This window comes from Plantactinospora sp. CA-294935, assembly GCF_050936445.1.
Lineage (GTDB): Bacteria > Actinomycetota > Actinomycetes > Mycobacteriales > Micromonosporaceae > Plantactinospora.
Genome location: NZ_JBNJMU010000001.1, coordinates 8,031,846 through 8,055,778, shown reverse-complemented (window position 1 = coordinate 8,055,778; position 23,933 = coordinate 8,031,846). Strand labels below are relative to the sequence as shown.

At 69.4% G+C, this 23,933-nt stretch carries 23 protein-coding genes and 1 pseudogene; 14 read left to right on the top strand and 10 right to left on the bottom strand.

Features of this window, described 5'->3' with window-relative positions:
• Positions 1 to 756: 756 nt before the first annotated feature.
• Positions 757 to 1,806: an arabinan endo-1,5-alpha-L-arabinosidase gene (locus ACQEVC_RS35455; protein WP_432886734.1), complete on the top strand. Its 1,050-nt coding sequence runs from the start codon at positions 757 to 759 to the stop codon at positions 1,804 to 1,806.
• 309 nt (positions 1,807 to 2,115) lie between these two features.
• Here the strand turns inward: ACQEVC_RS35455 and ACQEVC_RS35450 are convergent, their stop codons facing one another.
• Both ACQEVC_RS35450 and ACQEVC_RS35445 read right to left on the bottom strand, forming a co-directional pair.
• Positions 2,116 to 2,268 (bottom strand): hypothetical protein, encoded by a 153-nt coding sequence (locus ACQEVC_RS35450; protein WP_432886731.1) that lies wholly within the window; start codon positions 2,266 to 2,268, stop codon positions 2,116 to 2,118.
• Between the two features lie 325 nt (positions 2,269 to 2,593).
• Positions 2,594 to 3,379, bottom strand: coding sequence for a GH12 family glycosyl hydrolase domain-containing protein (locus ACQEVC_RS35445; RefSeq protein ID WP_432886728.1), 786 nt, complete (start codon positions 3,377 to 3,379; stop codon positions 2,594 to 2,596).
• 464 nt (positions 3,380 to 3,843) lie between these two features.
• Between ACQEVC_RS35445 and ACQEVC_RS35440 the strand changes: the two genes are divergently transcribed.
• Positions 3,844 to 4,095, top strand: coding sequence for an HAD hydrolase-like protein (locus ACQEVC_RS35440; RefSeq protein ID WP_432886725.1), 252 nt, complete (start codon positions 3,844 to 3,846; stop codon positions 4,093 to 4,095).
• Here the strand turns inward: ACQEVC_RS35440 and ACQEVC_RS35435 are convergent.
• Entirely contained in the window at positions 4,062 to 4,715 is a 654-nt protein-coding gene (locus tag ACQEVC_RS35435; RefSeq protein ID WP_432886722.1) for a response regulator transcription factor, read from the bottom strand. The two genes, ACQEVC_RS35440 and ACQEVC_RS35435, sit on opposite strands and share 34 nt — an antisense overlap.
• Positions 4,712 to 5,368 (bottom strand): sensor histidine kinase, encoded by a 657-nt coding sequence (locus ACQEVC_RS35430; RefSeq protein ID WP_432886719.1) that lies wholly within the window; start codon positions 5,366 to 5,368, stop codon positions 4,712 to 4,714. The genes ACQEVC_RS35435 and ACQEVC_RS35430 overlap by 4 nt, the downstream gene beginning before the upstream one ends.
• 200 nt (positions 5,369 to 5,568) lie before the next feature.
• On the opposite strand from ACQEVC_RS35430, the gene ACQEVC_RS35425 reads away from it, so the two are divergent.
• From ACQEVC_RS35425 to ACQEVC_RS35415, 3 genes and pseudogenes are all read left to right on the top strand, one after another.
• Positions 5,569 to 6,372, top strand: a complete 804-nt coding sequence (locus ACQEVC_RS35425) for an MMPL family transporter (RefSeq protein WP_432886716.1) — start codon at positions 5,569 to 5,571, stop codon at positions 6,370 to 6,372.
• Positions 6,363 to 6,611 (top strand): zinc-ribbon domain-containing protein, encoded by a 249-nt coding sequence (locus tag ACQEVC_RS35420; RefSeq protein WP_432886713.1) that lies wholly within the window; start codon positions 6,363 to 6,365, stop codon positions 6,609 to 6,611. The genes ACQEVC_RS35425 and ACQEVC_RS35420 overlap by 10 nt, the downstream gene beginning before the upstream one ends.
• A 16-nt stretch (positions 6,612 to 6,627) precedes the next feature.
• Positions 6,628 to 6,837, top strand: a pseudogene (locus ACQEVC_RS35415) (phosphotransferase); the annotation flags it as partial.
• 60 nt (positions 6,838 to 6,897) lie between these two features.
• On the opposite strand, the gene ACQEVC_RS35410 reads toward ACQEVC_RS35415, so the two are convergent.
• From ACQEVC_RS35410 to ACQEVC_RS35390, 5 genes are all read right to left on the bottom strand, one after another.
• Positions 6,898 to 7,041, bottom strand: coding sequence for a hypothetical protein (locus tag ACQEVC_RS35410; protein ID WP_432886710.1), 144 nt, complete (start codon positions 7,039 to 7,041; stop codon positions 6,898 to 6,900).
• 167 nt (positions 7,042 to 7,208) lie between these two features.
• Complete coding sequence (locus tag ACQEVC_RS35405; RefSeq protein ID WP_432886707.1) at positions 7,209 to 8,708, bottom strand: family 43 glycosylhydrolase; 1,500 nt, start codon at positions 8,706 to 8,708, stop codon at positions 7,209 to 7,211.
• A gap of 188 nt (positions 8,709 to 8,896) precedes the next feature.
• Complete coding sequence (locus ACQEVC_RS35400) at positions 8,897 to 10,225, bottom strand: AbfB domain-containing protein (RefSeq protein ID WP_432886704.1); 1,329 nt, start codon at positions 10,223 to 10,225, stop codon at positions 8,897 to 8,899.
• Positions 10,226 to 10,520: 295 nt separating this feature from the next.
• Positions 10,521 to 11,408, bottom strand: a complete 888-nt coding sequence (locus ACQEVC_RS35395; protein WP_432886701.1) for a glycoside hydrolase family 43 protein — start codon at positions 11,406 to 11,408, stop codon at positions 10,521 to 10,523.
• 723 nt (positions 11,409 to 12,131) lie between these two features.
• Positions 12,132 to 12,791: a heme oxygenase (biliverdin-producing) gene (locus ACQEVC_RS35390; RefSeq protein ID WP_432886698.1), complete on the bottom strand. Its 660-nt coding sequence runs from the start codon at positions 12,789 to 12,791 to the stop codon at positions 12,132 to 12,134.
• A 459-nt stretch (positions 12,792 to 13,250) separates the two neighbouring features.
• On the opposite strand from ACQEVC_RS35390, the gene ACQEVC_RS35385 reads away from it, so the two are divergent.
• The 6 genes from ACQEVC_RS35385 to ACQEVC_RS35360 all read left to right on the top strand — a co-directional run bounded on the left by ACQEVC_RS35385 (position 13,251) and on the right by ACQEVC_RS35360 (position 20,029).
• On the top strand, positions 13,251 to 14,192 hold the full coding sequence (locus ACQEVC_RS35385) for a heme/hemin ABC transporter substrate-binding protein (RefSeq protein WP_432886695.1): 942 nt from the start codon (positions 13,251 to 13,253) through the stop codon (positions 14,190 to 14,192).
• Positions 14,189 to 15,310, top strand: coding sequence for a FecCD family ABC transporter permease (locus ACQEVC_RS35380; RefSeq protein ID WP_432886692.1), 1,122 nt, complete (start codon positions 14,189 to 14,191; stop codon positions 15,308 to 15,310). Before ACQEVC_RS35385 ends, ACQEVC_RS35380 begins: the two co-directional genes overlap by 4 nt.
• Positions 15,307 to 16,203 (top strand): heme ABC transporter ATP-binding protein, encoded by an 897-nt coding sequence (locus tag ACQEVC_RS35375; RefSeq protein WP_432886689.1) that lies wholly within the window; start codon positions 15,307 to 15,309, stop codon positions 16,201 to 16,203. The genes ACQEVC_RS35380 and ACQEVC_RS35375 overlap by 4 nt, the downstream gene beginning before the upstream one ends.
• 13 nt (positions 16,204 to 16,216) lie before the next feature.
• Positions 16,217 to 17,182 carry an LPXTG cell wall anchor domain-containing protein gene (locus ACQEVC_RS35370; RefSeq protein ID WP_432886686.1) on the top strand — a complete coding sequence of 322 codons (966 nt, stop codon included), beginning with the start codon at positions 16,217 to 16,219 and terminating at the stop codon, positions 17,180 to 17,182.
• Between the two features lie 14 nt (positions 17,183 to 17,196).
• A complete protein-coding gene (locus tag ACQEVC_RS35365) occupies positions 17,197 to 18,537 on the top strand; it encodes a hypothetical protein (protein WP_432886683.1) in 1,341 nt (446 codons plus the stop codon).
• 292 nt (positions 18,538 to 18,829) lie between these two features.
• The gene (locus ACQEVC_RS35360) at positions 18,830 to 20,029 is read left to right on the top strand and encodes a WxL protein peptidoglycan domain-containing protein (RefSeq protein ID WP_432886680.1); all 1,200 of its coding nucleotides are present in this window, start codon (positions 18,830 to 18,832) and stop codon (positions 20,027 to 20,029) included.
• Between the two features lie 88 nt (positions 20,030 to 20,117).
• Here ACQEVC_RS35360 and ACQEVC_RS35355 read toward each other — a convergent pair whose 3' ends face one another.
• The gene (locus ACQEVC_RS35355; protein ID WP_432886677.1) at positions 20,118 to 20,720 is read right to left on the bottom strand and encodes a TetR/AcrR family transcriptional regulator; all 603 of its coding nucleotides are present in this window, start codon (positions 20,718 to 20,720) and stop codon (positions 20,118 to 20,120) included.
• Positions 20,721 to 20,809: 89 nt separating this feature from the next.
• Here ACQEVC_RS35355 and ACQEVC_RS35350 point away from each other — a divergent pair, with 89 nt between their 5' ends.
• From ACQEVC_RS35350 to ACQEVC_RS35340, 3 genes are all read left to right on the top strand, one after another.
• The gene (locus ACQEVC_RS35350) at positions 20,810 to 21,214 is read left to right on the top strand and encodes a hypothetical protein (protein ID WP_432886674.1); all 405 of its coding nucleotides are present in this window, start codon (positions 20,810 to 20,812) and stop codon (positions 21,212 to 21,214) included.
• On the top strand, positions 21,214 to 22,794 hold the full coding sequence (locus ACQEVC_RS35345; protein WP_432886671.1) for an MFS transporter: 1,581 nt from the start codon (positions 21,214 to 21,216) through the stop codon (positions 22,792 to 22,794). The genes ACQEVC_RS35350 and ACQEVC_RS35345 overlap by 1 nt, the downstream gene beginning before the upstream one ends.
• A 419-nt stretch (positions 22,795 to 23,213) precedes the next feature.
• The gene (locus ACQEVC_RS35340) at positions 23,214 to 23,933 is read left to right on the top strand and encodes a hypothetical protein (protein WP_432886668.1); all 720 of its coding nucleotides are present in this window, start codon (positions 23,214 to 23,216) and stop codon (positions 23,931 to 23,933) included.

Sequence of the window (23,933 nt, the reverse complement as noted above, 5' to 3'; positions counted from 1 at the left end):
TGAGGCGGTTGCGGGCTTGCTGGGTCACCCACTGCCCGGCAGGGCTGGCAGTGATGCCACGGAGTGACGATCCGGTGTGCCCGTGGCCGGCGAGGCAGCAGACGGGCGAGGGCGGACAGGATCGCCCGGTCCGGCCAGGACGGCCGCGGCCGGCCGTGAATGTGGCGGCGTAGCGCCGCTATCTCGTGCCGCAGGGCGAGGGCCTCGATCAGCAGCGCTTCGTCGCTGCGGATCAACAACCCCAACCGTTGAACAGGCGGATCATTCCAGCTACAGCAACCGTGCCCGTACCGACGATCGTCAGCCCGAGCCGGAAATTTCCAGCTCACAGCAGGTGTGACGGGTTTGGGCACAGCACAGGAACCGAACCCGGCGAAGGCTCCGGTGGAGACCAGGGACGACGAGAAGCTCGACAGCCTCAGCGGACAAGCCGGCCCAGAACCCACGACCGCCGGGAACGCCGTCAGCCGCCGTCCTGACCAAGAGGGGCATCGGCAGTGTGACCGCTAACAGACTGTCGTGCACACCTGTCGGGCGGGGTTGGCTGCTCGCGACCTCGGTAGGTGGTCTCGGTCCACAAGTCTTGAGCTCCAACGAAGTGAGCGCTAACATCGACAGTCATATAACTGTCCTGGCTTTGTGTGACGATCGTTTCCCCCTGCTGCGCTCACTGCACGTGTCGAGCCGTGCAGCCGGAGTGACCGCCGTCCCTTCCTGGCGTCCGGAACACGAGGCCCATGCCGTAACGGAGGAAGTATGTCCAGACCTCGGGTGAGCTGGCGCACCATGGCCGCAGGTGCGCTGGCCTTCGCGCTGCTGGCCACCAACGCCATCACGGTGAACGCGCAGGCCGCTCCAACCGGGTCGAGCCCGCCCAGCGCGCCGCGGCCGATGCCTGCGGCGACGCCGACCACCCCGCCGTCCTCCTATCCCAACCCGGGAGCGGTATCGGGTGCCACGGGCACGCACGACCCGACGATGGTGAAGACGTCGAGTGGCGGGTACATCGTGGCCCAGACGGGCGACAACATTCCATTGACGACGTCCACGGACCGGACGGCGTTCCGCAGTGCCGGCTCCGTGTTCCCCAACGGCGCCTCGTGGACGACGCCGTACACGGGGGGCGGACGAAGCCTGTGGGCGCCCGACATCTCGTACCACAACGGCCGGTACTACCTGTACTACTCGGCGTCGACGTTCGGGTCCAACTATTCCGCGATCTTCTTGGCCACCAGCAGCACCGGCGCCTCGGGTAGCTGGACCAACCAGGGCCTGGTCATCGAGTCGAACACGTCGGACAACTTCAACGCGATCGACCCGAACCTGATCGTGGACGACTCCGGGCGATGGTGGCTGAGCTTCGGCTCGTTCTGGTCCGGAATCAAGCTGGTCGCGTTGAACTCCTCCACCGGCAAGCGGTCCGACACGACGGTGCGCAGCATCGCGGGGCGCAACGGTGGAGCGATCGAGGCGCCATACATGTTCAAGCATGGCTCCTACTACTACCTGTGGGTGTCGTTCGACCGCTGCTGCCAGGGCGCGTCCAGCACGTACCGGATCATGGTCGGCCGGTCGACGAGCCCGACGGGTCCGTTCGTGGACCGCAATGGCACCGCCATGACGGCTGGTGGCGGCACTCAGGTGCTGGCCAGCCACGGCAACATCCACGGGCCCGGCCACCAGGCGGTGTTCGCCGACACCGACAGTGAGGTGCTCGTCTACCACTACTACGCCAACAACGGTGCCTCGTTCCTCGGGATCAACCTGATCGGCTACGACTCGGCCGGTTGGCCGTTCGTTTACTGACCGACCACTCCGGGGCGCTCGCGCCGGCCGACGGGCGCCCCGGACCAGTCGACGACCTCGGCGACGACGAGGTCGGTCCGCTGCCGGGGTACGTCGCGGGTCGCGCCCGGTCTCCCTCATCTCGTGAGGTTCGGTGCGGTTGTTGGATCCGTTCAGGTTGTTGCGCAGGGCCATCATGCCCACGCAGCTCCGGTGCTCCTGGTCGGCGAACGTGTGGCAGAGCATCGGGTACCCCGTGTGCTCGGTGATGACGACGTCCTCCTGGGACCAGGGGGCCTTGGAGGTCGCCGGACGTCGACCCGGCGCGGGTCACCCGTACTCGTTGTTGTGCTTGCGGTAGCTCGTCCCGAACATCAGCAGCTCGTTGTCACGGATCCGGTAGAAGGACGGCGGGTGTCGTTGAGCGTCATGAACGAGGCGGCGCCACCGAAGACTCGGATTGAGCAGCTCGAACGGGTCCACGGAAAATCGGCGCCGGCGAAGACGGTGCCTCCCGCACCAGTTCTGGTTCTGCCAGATCTGGCCGCAGTGACCGACGGCCTCGACGACGCCCCTAGGTGGCACGGCCGGCCCTCGACGCGCTCGTCGGGCGACGGCTGGGGTCGGTGACACGCTTCTGCTTCGTTATTGATGACGGGGTAGTGCAGGACCGGGCCGCTCGTCCACCGCCCCGACGTCCGCGTCGCTGGGCGGCCCGGACGTCGGGGCGGCGGACGACCACGACGCTGGGGCCAACCCGCCACCCGGGCAGTCTGGCCCCAACATCTCAAGGCTCCTGGTCAAGGTACTAGCGGACGTCGAGCGTGTAGTTGTTGACAACGAAGTCGGAGCGGCCGGCAGTGCCGGAGATCTCGAAGCCGTATTGGAGTTCGCCGACGGTCACGTCGGCCCACCAGCCGGTGGTGCGCAGCCAGTTCATGATCGCCAGCAGGTTGATGTTGCCGGAGTTGGTGTCGCCGGTGCGCAGGAACGAGAACACCGCGTTGGCGCCGTTCGAGCCACGGTAGACGTTCCAGGTGTGGCCGCCGATGTTCTGGTTCCGGTAGTTGGGCACCGCGCCGTTGGCGTCGTAGGACTCCGCGATCGGACCCACCGCGCCTTGGAAGTTGGTCCAGATCATGACCTCGTACGCGTGGTTGTTGGCCCAGATGTCGTATGTCGCCGCGAAGTCACCGTCCGCGGGGACGGTGGTGTTGAACGAGCTGGTTACCGAGCTCAGTGAGCTCAGCGTGCGGTTGAGGGTCCGGCTCACGTTCGGGTACGTCTTGACGCCGCTGGTGCGCGGATGGTTGGCCTCCACGCCCCAGTTCTGGTAGCTGCGTGCCCAGATCGTCTGCGAGCCGGCGCCGCTGCCCCACAGGTTGTTGTAGAGCGTGTAGCTGCCGCTGGTCCAGTTGTCCCACTGGCCGGAGGCGACCCACACCGCGTCCGCCGGGATGCTGTTGGTCGGCGGCGCGATCGGGCCGCCTCCGGCACCGGTGGCCGCGCCGGCCGGGAGCGCGGTGGGGATGCCGGCTGCCATCGTGATGGCAGCCGTAGCGACCAGGGAGAGCGCGAGGTTCCGTCTTCGCATGTCCGTCCAATCGTGGAGGTCTGCACCGCACGACGTTCGTCGAAGCGTTTCGACGACATACCAGCCGTTCACGAACGTCAATGCGGTATTGTCCCGATGTTAGAGCTGCCGCCGCGGCCTCGCAATATCGGTACCCATGAATGTCGTCAGTCTCGGTCACCCGGCCCCGCGTACCCCGCGGCCGGGCCCGCACGTTGCTCGGGGCGCAGCCTGAGAGGTCGAGTACCCGTTCGGCTTAAGCCGGGTACCGACCACACCCGTACGGGTGCCACCACTGCACCACCAACCGTGGGGGGTCACACCTGGACGTGAACTGCACAGCTCGCGCCTGCCGGTGGCGGTGGACGCCACCTTCACCGGCGAGCCGCTCACCATCGGCTTCCAGCGGCCGGGCGGCGCAGGTCGTCGCCACGCCGGGCCTGGCCGGCCTCCTCGACGCGGTGCTGGACTCGGCCGTCTAGCGGGTGGCCAAGCCGGAGCCGGAGATCTTCCGGCGCCCGGCGGCCCGGCCGGGCGTACCGGTCGAGGACTGCGTCGTCGTCGGCGACGCCCCCTACTTCGACGCCCGGATCGGCCGGGCGGCGGCCGGGCAGGCGGCGGGCGCGGTACTGGTCGATCGGCCGAGAAGCTTCGATGCATCGCCAGCGCGGATTTTCGCGGCGCCCCCACGTGCGAGGCTCGCTCATCCGCGTGGGCGGACGAGTCCTGCGTCGTAGGCGAAGACGATGGCTGCGGCGCGGTCGCGGGCGCCGAGTTTGTTGAAGAGGGAGCCGACGTGGGTCTTGACCGTGGTTTCCGCGAGGAATAGTCGTTCGGCGATTTCCCGGTTGGAGGCGCCGCGGGCCATCAGGCGGAGGACGTCGAGTTCGCGTTCGGTGAGCGCGTCGAGCCGGGTTTCGTAGTGGGTCGTCGGCCGCGCCGACTGTCGGTAGGAGTCGAGGATGGGGCCGAGGAGGGTGCCGTCGATCCAGGTGCCGCCGGAGGCGACCGTGCGGACTGCCTCGATGAGGTTCTCGGGGGTGGCGGACTTCAGTTCGAATCCTGCCGCGCCGGCGTCGACGGCGGACCAGAGCACCTCTTCGTCGCCGAAGGTGGTGAGGATGCAGACGGGTGGTCCGGCGGCGGCCCGTAGTCGGCGGGTTGCCTCGACGCCGTCCACGCCGGGCATGCGCACGTCCATGCAGACGAGGTCGGGGGAGCACTGGGAGAGGGTGTGGACGACGTCGGTGCCGTCGTCGCATTCTCCGACGACCTGGATGTCGGGCTGGGTGCGCAGGATCAGGCCGAGGCCGGCGCGGACCATCGGCTGGTCGTCGACCAGGAGTACGCGGATCACGCCGAGGCCCCGGCGAGGCGGCGGGGCAGCCGTGCCCGGAGCACCCAGTGTTCCCGGTCGGGCCGGGCCTGGAAGGTTCCGTCGATGGCGGCGACCCGGTGGTCGAGTCCGGCCAGTCCCATGCCGCTGTCGGAGCGCGGGGAGGTCGGACCGAGTGCGCTCTCGACCCGTACGTCGACCTGGTCGCGGTCGATGCCTATCTGGATCGTGGCCTGCGGACAACGGGCGTGTTTGGCAACGTTGGTGAGGGCCTCGCGGAGCACGTCGTGCAGGACGATGCGGGGTGCCGCCGACACGCCCGCCATGTCACCGGCGACGTCGATCTCGATGCGCATCCCGGCGTCGCGGTACGTGCCGAGCAGGTGTTCGAGTTCGCCGGGATCGAACGGGGTGAGCGAGTGGGAGCCCTGGTGCATGAGCATCAGTGCCTGGCGCAGTTCATCCATGCCCTTGCGGCCCACGACCTCTGCCTGCCGCAGGGCCTCCGCAGCCTCGGTGGGCGAGGAGGTGAGGATCATCCGTGCCCCGGACGGGTGCAGCAGGACGACGCTGAAGCTGTGCCCCACCAGGTCGTGCAGGTCCCGGGCGATGCGTCGCCGGTCTTCGGCCGCCCCGATCACGAACTCGTCGCGGTCACGTAGCGGTGCGGGCATGCCAGGAATATAGGTCAGTACCGGTGCCGTCGATTCCGACCACGGTGCCTGGGCACCTCCTGCCGGGGGAGGAGCCGACCGCCGTTGTCCCGGCCAGGGAGGGACGGCAACGGCACCCCGCTCCGAGGGCACCGGGGTGTGTCCGGCTCCAGACTTCATCGGCAGGCGTCCGGACCGACCGGGCCTTTGAGGAGGCCGTCATGTTCACTGCGCTCGGAAGGCTGGTCGTCCGACGCGCCCGGCTGACCCTGTTCGGTTCGCTGGTCGTGCTCGCGCTGACCGTCGTCCTCGGCGGCGGGGTCTTCGGCAGCCTGTCGACGGATGGCTTCGACGATCCGAGTTTGGATTCCGCGCGGGCGAGCAAACTCCTCGAAGACGAGTTCGGCGCCGGCACGCCCAACATCCTGCTCGTCGTCACGGCGGACGGTGGTGACGTCGACGCCCCGGACGCGGCGGCCGCCGGCCTGGCTCTCGCCACGGAACTCGCCGCCGTGGAGGGCCTCATGGTCTGGATCTTCCAGGACGGAAACCTCTCCGGCCCCCTGGGATTCACCGCGACGGGTCTGACCGACACCGCGATGCCGCTGCTGATGTTCGCGGTTGCCTTCGGCCTGTCGATGGACTACGAAGTATTCCTGCTCGCCCGGATGAAGGAGGAGTACGACCGCACCGGCGACAACCACGCCTCGATCGTCACCGGACTCGCCAAGACGGGACGGATTGTCACCGCCGCGGCGCTGGTGCTCTCCATCACCTTCTTCGCCTTCGGCTGCCCACCTCGGCGACCGGTGTGTGGTGCGCGGCGCCTCGCCTCGGCCGAGGGTCGCGAGGCCCTCGTGCACAGCACCCCGTACGGCCCCCAGGGCGATCCGGGTGGCCAGGACCCGGGCCACCCGGATCACCGTCCGGGGCTGAGCCGGCTGTCATCGGGGTATCACCATGGGAGAGTCCGCGCACCCACACCGGACGCGATCCAGGCGAACAGGGGTACCACATGTTTCTGATCTTCGGTCTGCGCACCAAGTCGGAGCGGCTGGGGCTGGTTCCGATGGCCTGCCGGGTCTGCGGGCAGTCCGGCAGCATGCTGCTGGTGCGTGATATCACCCGGTTCAGCCTCTTCTTCGTACCGCTGTTCCGGGTCCGGACGAAGCACGTGCTCTACTGCACCAACCCGCTCTGCGGCGCGCGTACCGACATCGGCGCGGGCGAGGCGCGGCGCCTGCTTGCCGGAGCGCCGCGCTGACCGGCGGCGCTAACGGCTGCACGCCGACCTGCACCCGGGCCAACGTCCTCACCGCCGACGGCACACTCTGCGGCGTGATCGACTTCGGCGACCTCTGCGCGGGCGACCGGGGCATATGACCTCGCCCGCCGTGTGGCTCCTGCTACCGGGCGACACCACCGACCACTTCTACGCGACCTCCCAGCCGACGCTGGACGCCGCCCCCATGTGCCGGGCCTGCGGCTGGCCGTGACCGCTTGGACGGCGTGCGCGAACCAGGCTGACGACGACGGTGCCGGCCAGCACGTCATTCGTTGACCGACAGCAGCCGTCGGGGGTGGGTTTGGGCCGGTGCGAGGGTTACGTCGCGCGCCGCGTCGACGCTGCGGACCGCGTCGGTCGTTGCGGCCCCGTGGCCTGCGGCCACCGCACGATCTTCGGTCGTCGTCAACCATTGAACCTTTCTCAACCTGGACCGCGCGGCCGTTACACACCGCGTCCGGCCTTGCGGCTCGTCGGACCGCAGGGGGAGGTGGAAAAAGGTTCATTGATGATCATGCGGTGGCCGTCTTCACGGCCACGTTACGGCGAACCGCGCCGCAACGTGATGTCGGTCTATCAGGATGTGCGGCGGAACGTGGCGTCGGCGCGGCCCGCGTCGTTGCTGATCGGGTCGATTCGGAGCTCGTAGTTGCTGTGCCTGACGTAGCGGTCGGGGAAGTTGTAGGACTGGAACGACGACCAGGACGAGTTCGCCAGTCCGGCTACCTGACGGAAGGTGGCGTCGTCCCTGAACGTTGTCGAGCCGTTGTTCGGTTCCAGTCTCAGTACGTAGTTGTTGTGCCGTAGGTAGTAGCCGGGGAAGTTCAGCGACTCGAACGACACGTACCCGGATCCGTTGTTCGCCAGTCCGGGGACCACCCGGAACTGCCCGTCCAGTGCTGGGTTGACGTTCGGGTCGATCCGGACGGCGTAGTTCTGGTGCCGCACGTAGCGGTCCTGGAAGTTGAATGACTGCAGCCGCTGGACGGGCACCGCGCCCGCGTTGTTCAGCTCGCCGGACGGTCCGGCCAGGACCGTTGAGGTGGAGACGGGAAGGCCGAGGTTGGGTGTGCCGTCCGGGTTCCAGGAGATTCGTTGTGCGCGGCTGGTGCGGGTGGTGCCGCATCCCTGGGAGGACGAGGAGTTGGCGTGGTAGACGATCCAGTCCTCCGTGCCGTCGGGCGACTTGAAGAAGGAGTGGTGGGCGGGACCGTACACGCCGTTGGCGTCGTTGCGCTGGAAGAGCGGGTTGGCGAGCTTGGTCCACGAACTGCGGCTCAGCGGGTTGGAGCCGGTCAGCTCAAGCGCCCCGATCTTGTAGTCGGGTGTGCCGCAGTAGCTGGCCGAGTAGGTGAGGAACGTGCGGCCGCCGCGTTGCAGCACGTAGGGGCCTTCGTTGACCGGGTTACCCTGGCGCTCCCACGAGTGTGTGGGCTCGGAGATCAGCGTCCCCAACGCCGCGGGCGTCCAGGGGTTGGTCAGGCGCGTGATGTACAGGCTCTGCAGGCCGCCGTTCTCGAATCCGGAGTTGTTGTTGAACGCGGAGAACACGAAGTAGTTCACGCCGCTGACCGTCATGACGCTGCCGTCGATCGACCAGCCGTTGTTCGGCATCAGGGTGAGCGGGCCGCGATAGGTGTAGGGACCCATCGGATCGGTTCCCGCGCTCTCCAGCACATGCTGACGCTGCCCGCTGCAGCACGAGCTCGGACCGGCCGAGTAGTACAGGTACCAGCGCTGCCCGTTCGGGCCGTTGAGCAGGTGCATACTGGGCGCCCACATGTTCGATGTCGCGTTCGGCTGCGACATCGTGAACACCCGGGTCTCCGGCGCGGTCCGCAGTCCGCCAAGAGTCGACGACCTACGGATGTAGATGTTCCCTGTCCAGGTAGTTGCCGTGTAGTAGTAGTTGCCGTTGTAGTAGCCGAGCCACGGGTCGGCACTGTTGGGCGTACCGACGATGGGGTTCTGGAACGACGCGCCGACAGCGGCGCTGCTCGGGGTGGATACGGCCACCATGGTCACGCTGAGAGCGACAGCGGTGACCAACGCGGTGACCATGGATCGTGCGCGCATGCGCATGATGCGGGTCCTTTCGACGGTCGAACGCACGTGTTTCGACATAGCGAAGCGACGCATGCGGTGGGCGGACGTCGCCACGTGGTGCGTTGGCCCCCGTCGCCTCACCTTCTGACGTGGCGGTGGTGGCCGGCCGAGTGACGGGCCCGGTCGGGCTGCGGGGTCGGTCTGGACGGACGACCGAGCTAACTGGTGATTCGGAAGGTGGCGTCGGCCCGGTCGGTGGCGGTGCTGACCGGATCCAGCCGGAGCACGTAGTTGGAATGCCGGATGTACCGGTCGGTGAAGTTGACCGACTGGAACGACACCGCCGCCGAGTCGGCCAGCCCAGCCACTCGACGGAAGGTCGCATCCGCATTGAACGTGGAACTGCCGTCGTTCTGCGCCAACGAGAAGTCGTAGTCAGCGTGCCGTAGGTAGTAGCCCGGGAAGTTCACCGACTCGAACGACACATAGCCGTTGGCCGCGTTCGACAGCCCTGGCACCAGCCGCCACTGCGCGTCCTGCGCCGGGCTCACGCTGGCGTCGATCCGTACGTCGTGGTCGACGTGCCGCACGTACCGGTCGGTGAGGTTGTACGACTGCAACCGGTTGACCGGCGTGGTGGGAGTGCTGCCGCCGACGCCGGTGCTGGTCTGCGCGACGCGTTGGATGGTGCCGTCGGAGTTGTAGTTCAGATACTCCATGGCCAGGGACCGCTTGTAGTTGCCGCCGCCGGAGCGGAGGTTGCGCTGGTAGGCGATGTACCACCGACCGTTGTACTGCGCGATCGAGTGGTGGTTGGTGTTGATGTTGACGGAGTCGAGGATGACGCCGCGGTAGGTGAACGGGCCGAGCGGGTTGCTGGACGTGGCGTAGGCGATCTGCCCCGGCCACCCGGTGGAGTACGAGTAGTAGTACGTCCCGTTCCGCTTGTGCATGTGCCCGGCCTCGGCGAACTGACCGCCGCCGCCAGTGATCGAGATCGTCTGGATCGACCCGGACGTCGAAATCATGTCCGAGTTCAGCCGGACCACCCTCGGGGCGCGGGCGCCGCCGAAGTACAGGTACGCCTGACCGTTGTCGTCCACGAACGCCATCGGGTCGATCGGCTCGTCGCCGGTGTTGGCGTCCCGACCCCGCTCGATCAGGGGGTTGCCGCGCGCGTCGCTGAACCCGCCGGTCGGCGAGCTGCTCCGGGCCACACCGATCTTCGTCCGGTCCACCGGCCCGTAGAAGTAGTAGGTGCCGTTGCGCAGTACCGCCGACGGCGCCCAGGCGTACTGGGTAGCCCACCTGAACGTACTGACCGACAACGGCGCGCCATGATCGGTCCAGCTGGTCAGGTTGGTGGACGAGAACAGCCGCCACGCGTTGGAGTCCCAGTACGTGCCGCTGTTGGACTGGTCGTCCGTGGCGTAGATGTACATGCGGCCGTTGGCCACCAGGATCGACGGGTCTGCGGCAAACCGCTGCACGAGGGGATTCGCCGCCTGCGCCGGCGTACCCGCCCCGGCCACCAGCCCCGCCGTCACCGCAACCAAAGCCGCGGCGAGGTACGCGACTACACGCCGAAACGTGACGACCGGCGCGGGCGACGCGCCGGTCCCTGCACCGAGCGGTGCTGCCGTGGCGGCCCGCTGGGCAGATGAACGGCCCAGCGACGGCCTCCCGGAGATGTGAGGCGAGGTGTCGGTCACGGCATGTTCTCCTTCCATTGAAAGGTTCTCCCCGTGGGGGCAAGGTCGCCGGTGGACGTGCTCATGGCGCGCCCGGGGTCGCAAGCCAGTCCCGGATGTTGCGGCCGACTGACGACTGCGACTCGTCAGGTCACTTCGGGATTGCCGTGCCGTGGCGGCAGCCGGAGCAGCCCACCGAACTCAGACCGGTCCACGAGGTGAGGTTCGAACTCGTCGCTGTCCAGATACCACCGTTGGTGTACTTGTCGATGTAGATCCGGTACTGGCCGTTGTCCAGCCGCACGAGGGACGGACCTTCGTAGCCGGAACTCCACAGTGTTCCCTGGCGGGCCCAGCCGCTGGTCAGGCTGTTGCTCGTCCATCGCTCGATGTACTTCGTGGTCTCGTTCTTCGTGAAGGCGTGGTAGGTGCTGCCGGACTTCACGACGTAGGTGTCGATGTAGTTGTAGCCGAGACCGCTCATCTGCTGCGGGCCACTCCACGAGGTGAGGTCCGTGTTCTGGGCGGTGTAGACGTACGGCCGGAAACCGCTGGAGTTCGTCGTCTGCCGGACACTCACGATGACCCGGACGGTGCTGCCCTCGACGTAGAACTCCGGCGCCCAGACGTTGCGGGTGCTGGAGATGCCCGACGGGACGGTCGCGATGTTCGTCCAGTTCCGCAGGTCGGTGCTGCGCGCGACGGCGAAGTAGGTCGAGTTCGTCGTCCAGGACTGCCACGTGTACGCGACGTAGTAGGTACTACCGCGCTTGATGATGCTCGGATCGCGGAGCACCCCTGTCGGGCCCCGGAAGTTCGTGTCGTAGAGGACGCTGTAGCTCGTGCCCCCGTTGGTGGACTGATAGACCCACAACTCCTGGTCCGCCGCCCCGTCACCCTTGAACGTCGTATAGATCAGCGTGGTAGCCGCCGAGGCGGGCCGCGGCAGCGCGAGGCCGCCGAGGACGAACGCGACGACGCCGACCACCGCAACGAGCCGGCGGGCGCGTGTCGCGGTCCGTTCTTTCCAGAACCTCATGTTGTCTCCTTACGGTCGAACCCGGACCGGCGAGCCTGAAACTGCCAGCGGTTCTCGTACGCCATATCGAAGTGATCGCCGCCTCGCTGTCCCCGTTCGAGGCGTCGTGCCGACCGAACAGCACTGCCTGACCTCGGTGAGCGTGTGCCGTGCGCAGGCCTGTCGGATGTCGGCGCGTGGCCCCTTGGCACAGTCGTCGAACAGCGGTTGACATCCAACGACCCGGCCGCCAAACGTTGGCGTTGCCGCAGTCCATGACACAGACACGATGTCGGCAGTGGGCGACGTTGCAGGATCCCGGTACGAGCCCCCTCCCTTGAGCGGTTCTGCATCACGCCCGCAACCGCCATCTATGTGAGCGCTAACATCCACCTTCGGTTCGGGACAGCGTGATCGCGTTGGCGGTGGTGGTCGACTTGTACCAGACCGAGAGGTCGTACTTCACAGCGCGCGGTGGGATAGTGCTGTGCGGGCAGCTCGGGCGCGCCAAGCTGACACAGGCGCCAGGTGTTCTGTTCGTTAAGTTCGTGTTGCGGACAAGTGTTAGCGATCACATCAGGACGTGTCAAGCAATCGAACACGCTCGTTCATACTGAGGTCACGCCGGCTCGTCAGCGCGATCGCGGGCACCGGGTCGTACCGGCCGCGCCCCTGGTCCCAGGGGCCGGTGTGGTCGCTCTTCATCTGCCGGTGATCGCGGCGACGGCATCGGGGGTGACGGGGTCACGCGGCTTCCGGTCGCTGCGGCAGTACGCTGCGACCCAGCTCATCCACCATTGCCGTGTTCAGCCGGTACGCGCGGGAGACCTCGTCCAGGAACCGGTTCTGCTCGACGGCGTCCCAGGGCGCCTCGTCCAGCAACTGTCGGTAGTGCTGCTTGAACGCCCGGGGTTCCAGATCGGGGAACGCGTAGAAGCTGGTGCCGGCCTCGCCGAGGCCGTACGCGCGGCGCAGTACCCGGCGCATGATCTGACCGCCCGACAGGTCGCCCAGGTACCGGGTGTAGTGGTGCGCGACGAATCCTGCCGGCCAGGTGAAGGCCACCTCGCGGAGGCGTTCCCGGTACTCGGTAGTGGTCCCGTTCGGGCTGATCCTGTCCTTCCAGTCGGGGCCGAGGAGGTGTGCCAGATCGGCCGCCAGAGACGGCAGCCGGTGCAGTTCGTCGGAGACGAACGGGCCGGCGAGCGGATCGTCGCGCATCCGCTCGGCGGCCTCCTCCAGGGCTTCGTACACGAAGTAGAGCTGTTCGGCGAGGGCCGCGTACCCGGCGGGGTCGAGGCGACCGGCCAGCAACGCGTCGAAGTATCCCGTACTCTGCGCCGCCGCGTGATCGGCCCGGGTCAGTTCCCGCAGCTTCATTGCAAGTCCCACGTCGTACCTCATGTTAGGTAAGCCTAAGCTATGTAAGTGCCAGCGGAACCGGCGGAAAGGAGGATCCGCCGCCGGCCGCTCGTCCGCCGGTGTCCGCGCATCGTGATGCGGCGGTGGGCTTCGGCTCCGATCCGGGTGGTTGATCTCGGGTCCCATCCACGCAGATCGGACGCCGGATTGTGAGCTACCGGCCACCTTCTTGACGCGCCCTGGGAAGCCGGCGAGGATACCGAGCAAGGTAAGCCTTACCTAACTTCCGCCGCTTGTCGCGTCGCTCCCGGCGCCAATGGCGTAGCGCGGGTTCCTATCACAGGTGGTGGTCACGTGGGTGGCGCGGAGATGCTGGCGAAGCGAGCCCGTCGGGCGGCGGCACGCGTTTGCGGCGGAGTGCTTTCGCTGACGCTGCTCGCGGCGTGCTCGGCCCTCGGTGCACCGGCCAGCTCGGATCGGTCGACGGCCGGCGACGGAAGGTTGGAGTGCAAGCGCCCGGCGACGGCGCGGTCGCAACCCGGCATCGAGCCGATCGCGACCGATCCCGAGCCGCAACTGCCGGTCGTCTACCCGGACATCACGGGGCAGTCGGTGACGGTCACCGATGCCAGTCGGATCCTGGCGCTCGACACGTACGGCACGCTCGCCACGACCGTGTACGCCCTCGGGCTGGGGGACCGGCTGGTCGGGCGCGACGTGTCGACCGGCATCCCCGAACTGATGCATCTGCCCCTGGTGACCCACAACGGCCACGAACTCAACGGCGAGGCCATCCTGGACCTGCGGCCGTCGGTGGTACTGACCGACTACAGCATCGGCCCGCTGGAGGTGCAGCTCCAGCTGCGGGACTCCGGGATACCGGTGATCATCATGAGCGACCGGCGCTCCCGTGACCTGATCGGCCCGCAGATCCAGGCGGTCGCCCAAGCGCTCGGGGTGCCGCAGGCGGGCGAGCAGCTCGCCGCGCGGGTGCGCGCCGACACCGAGGCGGCCCAGGCGCGGGTCGCCGCGCTCGCGCCGGCGGATCCGGCACGTCGGCTGCGGATGGTCTTCCTCTACCTGCGCGGGAACGCGGGGGTCTACTACTGGTTCGGCGAGGGCTCGGGCGCGGACGGTCTGATCCAGGACCTCGGCGGGATCGACGTGGCCAGCGAGGCCGGCCTGAAGGGGATGCGGCCGCTCAACGCCGAGGGATTGGTGAAGGCCAGTCCCGACCTCTATCTGATGATGACGAAGGGCCTGGAGTCGGTCGGTGGCATCAACGGGCTGCGGCAACTGCCGGGCATCGCGGACACTCCCGCCGGCGCCCGCTCGTGCGTGGTCGACATGAGCGACTACCAGGTCCTCAGCTTCGGGCCGCAGTTCCCCGCGACCCTCGAAGCACTGGCCGAGGCCATCTACCGCACGGCGGCCCGTCCGTGAGCGCGGTGCCGACACCCCGGTCGATCGAACGGCCGCCCGGACGCGGCGCGCCGACGGCCGACGAACTCGCGCTCAGCCCGGTGCGTACCGGGCGGGCGACGGTCGTGACAGTGGCGCTGCTGGTCGCACTCGGCAGCACGTTGCTGGTCTCCGCCGGAGCGGGCCAGCTGCACGTGCCGCCCGGCGAGGTGGTCGGCTCGGTGCTGCACCGGCTGGGACTCGCACTCGGTGACCTGCCGACCCATCCCAACGGCGAGGCCGCGCTCTGGAACATCCGGTTCCCGCGCCTGATGATGGGGCTGCTGGTCGGGGCGGGGCTGGGTGTGGCCGGTGCGGTGATGCAGGGCATCTTCGGCAACCCGCTGGCCGAGCCGGGGGTGATCGGCGTCTCCGCCGGTGCCGGTGTCGGCGCCTGCGCGGTGATCGTCTTCGGTTGGGCATTCCTCGGACCGATGACCATCCCCGCCGCCGCGTTCGTCACGGCCCTCGTCACCACGATCATCGTCTACGGACTGGCCCGACGCGGTGGCCGGACCGAAGTGGTCACCCTGGTGCTGATGGGCATCGCCGTCAACGCGGTGGCCAGCGCGCTGATCGCCTACCTGGTGTTCCTGGGCGACACCGCCGCCCGCGAGCAGATCGTGTTCTGGCAGCTCGGCAGCCTCAACGGCAGCCGCTGGAGCCAGGTGCAGGCGGTGGCCCCGCTGGTGATCGCCGGGTTGATCGCGACGTGGACGCTCGCCGGCCGCCTGGACCTGCTCGCGCTGGGCGAGCGGGCCGCACGGCACCTCGGCGTCCACGTCGAACGCCTCCGACTGACCGCGATCGTGCTCACCACCCTGATGGTGGCCGCGGGCGTGGCGTTCGCGGGGATCATCGCCTTCGTCGGGCTCGTGGTGCCGCACCTGATCCGGATGGCGATCGGCCCGTCCCACCGTTCGCTGCTGCCGGGCAGTGCGGTGGGCGGGGCACTGGTGCTCACCCTGGCCGACCTGGTGGCGCGTACCGCGGTCGACTATGCCGACCTGCCCATCGGGATGCTCACCGCGCTGGTCGGTGGCCCGTTCTTCTTCTGGCTGCTGATGCGCGCCCGTTCCCGTGCCGGAGGTTGGGCATGACCGTCCTCGACGGACTGTGGCGGCGTCGGGCCCGGGTGCCGGAACAGTCACCCGAGGGTGCCGTCGTGATCGAGGCCCGGGACGTGTCGTTGTCGCTGGGCGGCGCGCCGGTGCTGCGTGGGGTCGACCTCGCCGTCCGGGCCGGGGAGGTGCTGGCGGTGGTCGGGCCCAACGGCGCCGGCAAGTCCACCCTGCTGGGCGTACTGGCCGGAGACCATCCGCCCGACAGCGGCACCGTCACCGTCGGCGACGCCCCGCTGTATTCGTGGTCCGCCGCCGAGCTGGCGTTGCGCCGCGGAGTTCTGCTGCAACGCGTGGACATCTCGTTCCCGTTCACGGTCGGCCAGGTGGTGCGGATGGGACGGGCGCCCTGGGCGGGAACACCGGCCGAGGACTGGGACGACGAGGTCGTCGCCGCCGCCCTCGCCGAGACCGACGTCGCCGCCTTCGCCGACCGGGTCTACACCTCGCTCTCCGGCGGGGAACGCTCCCGGGCGGCGCTCGCCCGGGTCCTGGCCCAGGAACCCGCCGCGCTCCTGCTCGACGAGCCGACCGCCTCGCTCGACATCGGACACCAGGAGCGCATCCTCGCCATGGCCCGGGGCCGCGCCGGCCGAGGCGACGCCGTGCTGCTCGTCCTACACGACCTCGGGCTGGCCGCGGCGTACGCCGACACGCTGGCCGTGCTCTCCGCCGGCCAGGTGATCGCCACCGGACCACCCGCCGAGGTGCTGACCGCCGAGCGGCTCACCGAGGTCTACCAGTACCCGATCGAGGTGCTGCGCCATCCCCGTACCGGTGCCGTGCTCGTCGTACCCCGCCGCGACGGTCCGGGTACCGCGAACCTGGCCGCTCCGGCGGCGACGAACACCACCGCAGCATCGACCATCTGAGATGGGAGCAGCCATGATGTCCCGCGCCGCCCGTGTCGTACCCGTCCTCGCGCTCGCCGCGGCGCTGACGATGGCTCCCGCCGCCGCCACCGCCGCGCAGGCCAAGAGTCCGTCGCTGACCGTGTCGCCCGGTGCGCTGCCGGCCGACCGGGTCAGCACCGTCACCGTCACCGGCAAGAACTACCTCGTCCCGCCGCACGCCCCCGGCGTCGACGTCTTCGGCGGCGTGTACGTCTTCTTCGGCTGGGTCGCCGACGCCGAGCGATTCGGGCCGAGCATCCGTAACTCCAGGAACAACGACGGCACCGTCGGCGTCACGTACGTGTATCCCGGCCAGGCGGGCGATGCCGGGACCCGCGACGACGGCAGCGGTGCCATGCGCCTGGTCTCGTTCACCGCCGGTGGGGCGTCCGGCGAGGCGACCGACGTCCACATGGACGGCGACGGCAACTGGAAGACCAGCCTGCGAATCTTCGGCTCCACCTTCACGACCACCACGCCCGACGGCAAGAACCGCAGCTACGACTGCCGGAAGGTCCGGTGCGGCGTCTTCACCATCGGCGCGCACGGCGTGGCCAGCGCCACGAACGAGAAGTTCGCTCCGATCACGTTCCGGGCCGGCGGCGGCGCGGCGCCCGCGGCCCCACCGCCGACGGCTGGCAACGGCGCCGCACCGTCCGCCGGCGATGCCTCCCGTCCGGCGGCAGCCCGGTCGACCGGCACGCCCACCGGAGGCCCGCAGGCGGGTCCGGCGGACTCCACCGACCTCGTCCCGGGCCCGGACGGCAACAGCGATCCGGGCGGCGTGGCCGTGAGTACCCGGTCTGTCCGCAGCACCGGCGGGGTGAGCCTGCCCGCTCTGGTCATCGCCGCGGGCCTTGTCGTCGCCCTCCTCGCCGGCGGGGGGCTCTGGCAGCGGCGTCGCCGGCGCTCTCCCGGCCCCACCGACTCCACTCCACCTGTATCACCAGCACAATGAGGAGGTACCCGTCCATGACAACCCTCGACCACCCGGCGCGCCCGCCTGGCCCGGGTCGGCGACTCGCCGCGCTCGCCGTGGCCGGCGCGGTCGTCGCCGGCACCCTCGCCGTGGGCGCCGCGCCCGCGTCGGCGGCTCCGCAGACGATCGACGACGCCACCCTGCGGTGGGGACTGAGCACCGAGGTGCAGTCCGCACCGCCCTTCGGCGGCTGTAACTACCTGTCCGCCGGAGCGTCCGACGGCACCCAGGCCAGCTACCAGACCAGCGCGGGCGACGTGACCGTCCTGAAGGACGGCGCGGCGCCGACCTGGGCGAACAAGTGCGCCGGCGCCGCCAACCACGCCGCCAACCAGGAGGTGGTGTGGAGCGGCGGCACCGGCACGGTGGACTCGGACAGCGGTGAGGTGGCGCTGAGCTTCACCGGACGGCTCTCGGTCAACTTCTACGGCGGACTGGTGCCGTTCACGATCGAGAATCCGGTCGTGACGGTCGGCACCGACGGCACCGGACAGATGGTGGCCACCCTGTTCGGCTACGGCTCGTCCATGGAGAATCCGAACGTCAAGGTCCCGCTGGACCCGGTGCCGGGTGTGGTGGTCGCCAAGCTGTCGGGCGTGGACGCCGGAAACGGCACCGGTTTCACCGTCACGCCGGACTACGCCGGTGTCGAGTACGAGCCGCCGGCCGGCTCCGGCGGCACGCCGCAGAACCGCACCAACGCGGGGTGGGGCTCCTGGCCGAGTAGCTGGGTCGACTTCCACTACGAGACCGGGCTGACGTCGTACTGGTACAGCAGTGGTGGGACGGCCGACCCGTACAAGGCGCCGAGTGCGCTGACCGTCAGCTACGAGGGAGGTGTGGGGAACCCGGGGCCGGCCGACGGCGAGCAGGCCATCAGCGTCACGGTGCCGGAGGTCACGGAGCCGGGCGAGTTCCTGTGGAGCATCGACGGTGACCGGGCGGTGAACCTCGGCGAGACCACCGACCAGGGCACCTACCTCCAGGCAACCGGTGCCATCGACCCGATCTCGGTCACCGACACCCGGCAGAGCGGCCCCGAGTGGTCGGTCTCCGGGCAGGTTTCCGACTTCACCGGTGGCCTCCCCGGCAGCTATCTCGGATGGAGCCCGCGGGTGCTCACGGCGGGCGCCGGCGCCGTGGCCGGCGGGGCGGTCACGTCCAGCCTCGATGGCGGCGGAGGCGGGCTCTCCGAGTCGTCGACCCTGGCCGCCGCGCCCAGCGGCCACGGGGGCGGTACCGCCAGCATCGGTGCCGATCTCGACCTGCGCCTACCGGTCGGGACCGCGTCCGGCAGCTACACCACCACCCTCACCATCACCGCGCTCTCGTAGCGCATGGACGCGGCCGGGACCCGATGGAGCCGGGTCCCGGCCGCCCGCCCCTCACCACTGAACCTTTTCAACCTCCCCTTGCGGTCCGTCGGAGCGCGAGGTCGGACGCGGTGTGTGAGCGCCGCGCGGTTCAGGTTGAAAAGGTTCACTGAACACCAGTCATGACAGGACAGACCCGAGTATGTCACCCTTCAGACGGCCGACCGGTCGGTCCACCGCCGCCCCGGTCCTGCGGACCCGCGTGCCCGCAGGCGCACCGGAGGAGACTCGACGTTGCGCCCAGCGGCGGACGGTGCACCGTCGCGGCTGGCGCGCCGGGCGGGTCCTGCTCGCCGTGGCGCTCGCCGTTGCCGGCGCTCTCGCGCCGACCGGACCGGCGGTCGCCGGCGCGGTTCAGCCCAGGGCCCAGGCCGACGATCCGACACTGACCTGGTCGGTGCGGCCGACACCGACCGACAGCAAGCCGCAGCGGCCGAACTTCTCCTACGACATCGTCCCGGGCCAGCGGATCGAGGACAGCATCCGGGTACGCAACTTCGGTGCGGAGCCGCTGACGTTGGCGGTCTACGCCAGCGACGCGCGCACCACGTCCAGCGGCGCCCTCGACCTGCTACCCGCCGGCGAGCAGCCCACCGACGTGGGCAGGTGGATCGTGCTCGACACCGCCGTCATCGAGGTACCGCCGAAGAAGTTCGTCGACGTCCCGTTCACGATGGTGGTGCCGGCCGGGGCCGAGAACGGCGACCACACCGGCGGCATCGTCACCTCGTACCGCTCCCCGGGCACCGACAACAAGGGCCGGGCCGTGGTCGTGGACCGCCGCCTCGGTACTCGGATGTACGTGCGGGTCGGAGGTGAGCTGCGCCCGGAGTTGACGATCTCGGACGTCAGGATCAGCTATTCGGGTACGACCAATCCGCTGCGGCCCGGCGACGCACGCGTCACCTACACCGTCACCAACACCGGCAACGTCCGTCTCGGTGCCGAACAGCTCGTCGCCGTGCCCGGGCGGCTCGGCTTCCCGGGACGCGAGGTCGTGCTGGAACGGATGCCGGAGCTGCTGCCGGCGAACTCGCTGACGTTCTCGGTCGACGTCCCGGACGTCTGGCCCACGTTCCGCACGGCCGGCCGGGTCGAGCTGCGCCCTGTCCCTACCCGTGACGGTGACGTGTTCGCCCCGGAGACCCCACTGGCGAACGACTCGGCCGCCACCTGGTCGATCCCGTGGTCCCAGTTGGTGCTGCTGCTGGTGGCCGTCCTCGCCGTGCTGTGGGTGCTGTGGCGCGTCCGTGGTCGGCGGCGGCGCAAGGCGGCGGTGGACCAGCAGGCGGTACAGGTCGCCGCCATCGTCAGGGAGACGGTCCAGGCCGTGCTCGCCGCCCGCGAGGCACACCCCGCCACCGACGGGGTCGGCGCCGACACGGTCAACCAGACGGGTGCCGACCGGGCCGACGGTGAACCCGATGGTACGGCGGAGGCAACGGAGGCGTGACCCTGTCCCTCCGTTGCGCCCCGGCGCGGGTCCTGCGGTCGATGCGTTTGGCGGGCGCGCCCTGTCACAGCAGTTTCGAGGTCGCACATCATCCGGGTGGTCCGGCTGTGCGGCGGGTTCGCCGGTGCGGGTGCTCGGCGGGCGTGTGGGCTGGGAGACCGCGCAGAAGTACATCGAGGAAGAGGTCGAAGCGCGGCTCGCTGGGTCCGAGGTCGTGGTGGGCCGGTTGGTTGCCGAGCCATTGCACGACGCTGAGGCCGAAGACGTACCAGCTTTGTTCGGCCATGGCCGGGGTCGCGCCTGCGGCGAGGAAGGCGTCGATGACGCAGTCACGTAGGCGGCCGAAGGATTCGGGATTGTGCCGGTGTGGTCGGGCCACGTGTGCGGCGTAGCCGGGTACTGCGAGGAACTGGTCGTGCATCGCCCAGGCCAGGTCGGCCAGCCAGCCTCGCCAATTGTCGGCGGTGGGTGCGGTCGTGGGGAGGATGCGTTCGACCATGACCTCGCTGATCAGGTCGAACAGTTCGTCGCGATCGGCGACCCACCGGTACAGCGCGGAGTGCGAGACCTCCAGCCGGGTGGCGAGTTCCCGCATGGTCAGCGTGCTCAGGTCGGATCCGAGCGCGGCGGACACGATTCGTTCGCGGCTGAGCCGCGCCGGCCGGCCGAGCTTGGTTCGCGTGTCGCGCATCCTGGTGAGCCTACTTCGCCACGCACATAGTGACCGGCGGTCACAAATGATGTTAGGGTTGCCTCACCTAACAAGTGAGGCGAGGGCGGATGGCTGACCAGGTCGAGACATGGCCGCTGGTAGAGGTGGATGCCTCGTCGCTGCCGGTACGGGAGGCGCAGGGGCTTATCGGGGACGCGCTGGGGGCCGCGATCGAGCGTGGCGAGCCCTTCGCCGCGATCGTGCGTATGCCGTCCGCGGCGCGTGATCGCACGCTGCCCGGCGTGGCCGAGCGGATCCGGATGCTCAAGCGGCTGCGGGGTGGGCTCGGTGCGCGATGTGTGGGTCTGGCGTTCGTGGTCTCCGCCGAGGCCCAGCAACACAACGCCAAGGCGATCCGCGCCGCGGACAAGATGTGGGGCTGCCCGACCCTCGCGGTCGACGACCACGCGAGGGCCCGAGCCTGGGCCCTCGATCGGCTGCACGGCAATGAACCCGCGACAGGCGGCGCGTGATGTGGGTAATCCTCGGGCTCACCACCGCCGTCGCGTTTCTCGTCCGACGTGCGAAAGGCCGAACAGACACTGTGGCCACGAAAATCACCGGTACGCCGGACCGGGCTGGCCGTCGGCTGGCCACCCCGACCCTGCTGCTGGCATCCCTCGCCGTCGCCGTCTGCCAGACCATCGTGGTCGCGGCCCTGCCCGTCCTCAGTCGGAAGTTGGCCGTGAGCGCCACGACGGCGACGTGGTTGCTCACCGCGTTCATGCTTGCGGTCGCGGTCGCTACCCCGATCGCGGGGCGCCTCGGTGATCTGTACGGCCACCGTCGCGTCCTCTGTGTGGGCCTGTCGGCGTTGCTGCTCGGAAGCGTGTTGGCCGCGGTGAGCGACCACGCAGGCTGGTTCGCTGGGCTCCTGGCCGGCCGGGTCTTGCAGGGACTCTCCGGTGGTGTCTTCCCGGTCGCGTTCGGTCTGGCTCGGCTGTCCGCGCCGCCGGCCACACTGAACGCCCTGGTCGCGGCCCTAAGCGCCATGTTCGGCGTCGGCGGGGCCCTCGGCATGGTCGTTGCCGGCCCGATCGTCGCCGCGATCGGTACGCCCTCGTTGTTCTGGCTCGGCGTGGTGCTGGCCGGCGTCGCTCTCGTAGGTACCGCCTTTCTGCCCGCGGACCGGTCGGCAGTCGTCGACCGCGGACGCCCCGACGTCCTCGGCGGTGTGCTGCTGGCCGCGACATTGGTCAGCCTGCTGCTTGGCATCAGCCAGGGACGCTCGTGGGGCTGGGCTTCCGTTCCCGTCGTGGCGACCTTCGTGGTCTGCCTCGTCCTGGGGGTTGCTTTCGTCGCGGTCGAGTTCCACGCGGTGGCACCTGTCGTCGACATGCGACTACTGCGTCAACCAACCTTGCTGGGCGCCAATATCGCCGCCGTGGTGATCAGCGTCGGCATGTTTGCCGCGGTCACCATTATTCCGCAGTACTCCCAGACCCCGTCCCGACTCGGCTACGGGTTCGGCGACAGCCCAGCCGATACCGGGCTGCTCATGGCGCCCACCGCGCTCCTCATGATCCTCGCCGCGCCGGTCTGCGCCCGCCTGTCCAAGCGCACGGGCAGCCGCACGACCTTCCAGATCGGTGCCGTCCTGGCGGCCGCCGGGCTCGGCCTGCTCGGGGTCGCACACGACCATCGGTGGCAGTTCTACCTTGCCGGCGCGATCCTCGGCGCCGCGTACGGCTTCGCGTTCGCCTCTCTCGGCGCGCTTGTTGTCGGCGCCGTCGACAGCCACCAGACGGGAGTCGCGTCCGGCATCAACACCATTCTGCGTACGGTCGGCGGCGCGCTCGGCGCGCAGTTGGCCGCGGTCGTACTGACCAACTCCGCTGCGCCGTCCTCGACGGTGCCGACGGAGTCTGGCTACGTCACGGCATTCCTCGCCTCGGCGGGCGTCGCCGCGATCGCCTTCCTCGTTGCGCTGACCATTCCGCGTGCGGCACGTGCCGTGCAGACGGTCCCACAGCAGAGCGTGCAGTCCACCGTCGACGCCATTGAGACAGCGACCAGCGGAGGTGACCTGTCGACCGCCCGACCGAGGCGGTAGACGGCAGCGCTGGCTCGGCATCGACGAAGAATGTGCCTCGACGGCCCGGGCAGTAGCGAGAGGATGGTCGCTACGAGCGATGGGTGGATACCGACGCGTTCACCGACGGTGGTGGGGGAGAGGCGGTGTACCAGGCCCAGCGCCTGGTCGGGGCCGGGCGTTGCCATGGGAGTGCCCCCTTCCAGGTGGCAGGGCGACAAAGTGACCGAGATCCGCAGACCCGCGTGGGGCCGCGGAGATGGCGCGGTGCCCCTGGGAGAGGGCAACATCTTCTGCCTGGTGGAGCGTCGGCGCCCCGACGAACGGGGCTGACTACCGCGGCGCGAGCCGGTCCGTCTCGCCCGATCGGTCGATAGCCCGGGCGGCGCGATCACGGATAGGATCCGGCTCGTCAGCCGAGAGTGGCGACCGGAGGGCGATTGTTTGATCCACCGCCGCATCCTCGACAGCTCCCCGGCGTTCGCTGGGAACGGACCGCGCAGGGCCTGCACCTTCCGGCCGTCGACCGGACGACCGGTGTGGAGCCCTCGCCGGAGATGCTGGCGGCGGCCCGGGCGCAGGCCCGGGCGGCCACCATCGGCGCGGTTGTCGCCGGGGTGGCGATGCTGATCTCGGCGGCGGCGTTGGTCGTCTCCGCCGACGCCTGGCGCCAGCAGCGGGTGCTCAACGAGCAGCAGGCCGAGTTGAACGACTACGCGAGGCTGCGGGAACAGCGCGTCTACAGCTCCCGGGTGACGCTGCTGGCCCGGGCCGGAGAGACGAACAGCAGCGTACTGCCGGACGGGCTCGACGTGTCGGTGCAGAACCGGGCCCCGGTCCCCCTGCAACAGGTCCGGGTGCTCGGCCCGCTGACCGGGACGCCCGGGCTCGTCGGCGACGACCTCGGCACCGTCGCACCGTGCACGATCGTGACGTTCCGACTCGCGCCGCCGGACGGTCGGGTCTTCGCCGACGACCCGGAGAATCCGCTGGTCTACACCCGGCTCTCGCTGGTCTTCACCGAGACGGGCCAGCACTGGCGGCTGGACGGCGACGGTCTGACCCGGCTCGACGCCGCCCCGTCGGCGCCGCCGGGCCCGACGCCCACGATCCACAACCAACTGGAGCAACCGGCTGGTGACTGTGGCGAGGCCCGATGA

Excerpts from the sequence above, each read along its gene's own strand:
- ACQEVC_RS35455 (WP_432886734.1), top strand. The coding sequence starts at position 757 with ATGTCCAGACCTCGGGTGAGCTGGCGCACCATGGCCGCAGGTGCGCTG.
- ACQEVC_RS35445 (WP_432886728.1), bottom strand. The coding sequence starts at position 3,379 with ATGCGAAGACGGAACCTCGCGCTCTCCCTGGTCGCTACGGCTGCCATC.
- ACQEVC_RS35430 (WP_432886719.1), bottom strand. The coding sequence starts at position 5,368 with ATGCCCGCACCGCTACGTGACCGCGACGAGTTCGTGATCGGGGCGGCC.
- ACQEVC_RS35425 (WP_432886716.1), top strand. The coding sequence starts at position 5,569 with ATGTTCACTGCGCTCGGAAGGCTGGTCGTCCGACGCGCCCGGCTGACC.
- ACQEVC_RS35420 (WP_432886713.1), top strand. The coding sequence starts at position 6,363 with ATGTTTCTGATCTTCGGTCTGCGCACCAAGTCGGAGCGGCTGGGGCTG.
- ACQEVC_RS35405 (WP_432886707.1), bottom strand. The coding sequence starts at position 8,708 with ATGCGCGCACGATCCATGGTCACCGCGTTGGTCACCGCTGTCGCTCTC.
- ACQEVC_RS35395 (WP_432886701.1), bottom strand. The coding sequence starts at position 11,408 with ATGAGGTTCTGGAAAGAACGGACCGCGACACGCGCCCGCCGGCTCGTT.
- ACQEVC_RS35390 (WP_432886698.1), bottom strand. The coding sequence starts at position 12,791 with ATGAGGTACGACGTGGGACTTGCAATGAAGCTGCGGGAACTGACCCGG.
- ACQEVC_RS35375 (WP_432886689.1), top strand. The coding sequence starts at position 15,307 with ATGACCGTCCTCGACGGACTGTGGCGGCGTCGGGCCCGGGTGCCGGAA.
- ACQEVC_RS35370 (WP_432886686.1), top strand. The coding sequence starts at position 16,217 with ATGATGTCCCGCGCCGCCCGTGTCGTACCCGTCCTCGCGCTCGCCGCG.
- ACQEVC_RS35365 (WP_432886683.1), top strand. The coding sequence starts at position 17,197 with ATGACAACCCTCGACCACCCGGCGCGCCCGCCTGGCCCGGGTCGGCGA.
- ACQEVC_RS35355 (WP_432886677.1), bottom strand. The coding sequence starts at position 20,720 with ATGCGCGACACGCGAACCAAGCTCGGCCGGCCGGCGCGGCTCAGCCGC.
- ACQEVC_RS35350 (WP_432886674.1), top strand. The coding sequence starts at position 20,810 with ATGGCTGACCAGGTCGAGACATGGCCGCTGGTAGAGGTGGATGCCTCG.
- ACQEVC_RS35345 (WP_432886671.1), top strand. The coding sequence starts at position 21,214 with ATGTGGGTAATCCTCGGGCTCACCACCGCCGTCGCGTTTCTCGTCCGA.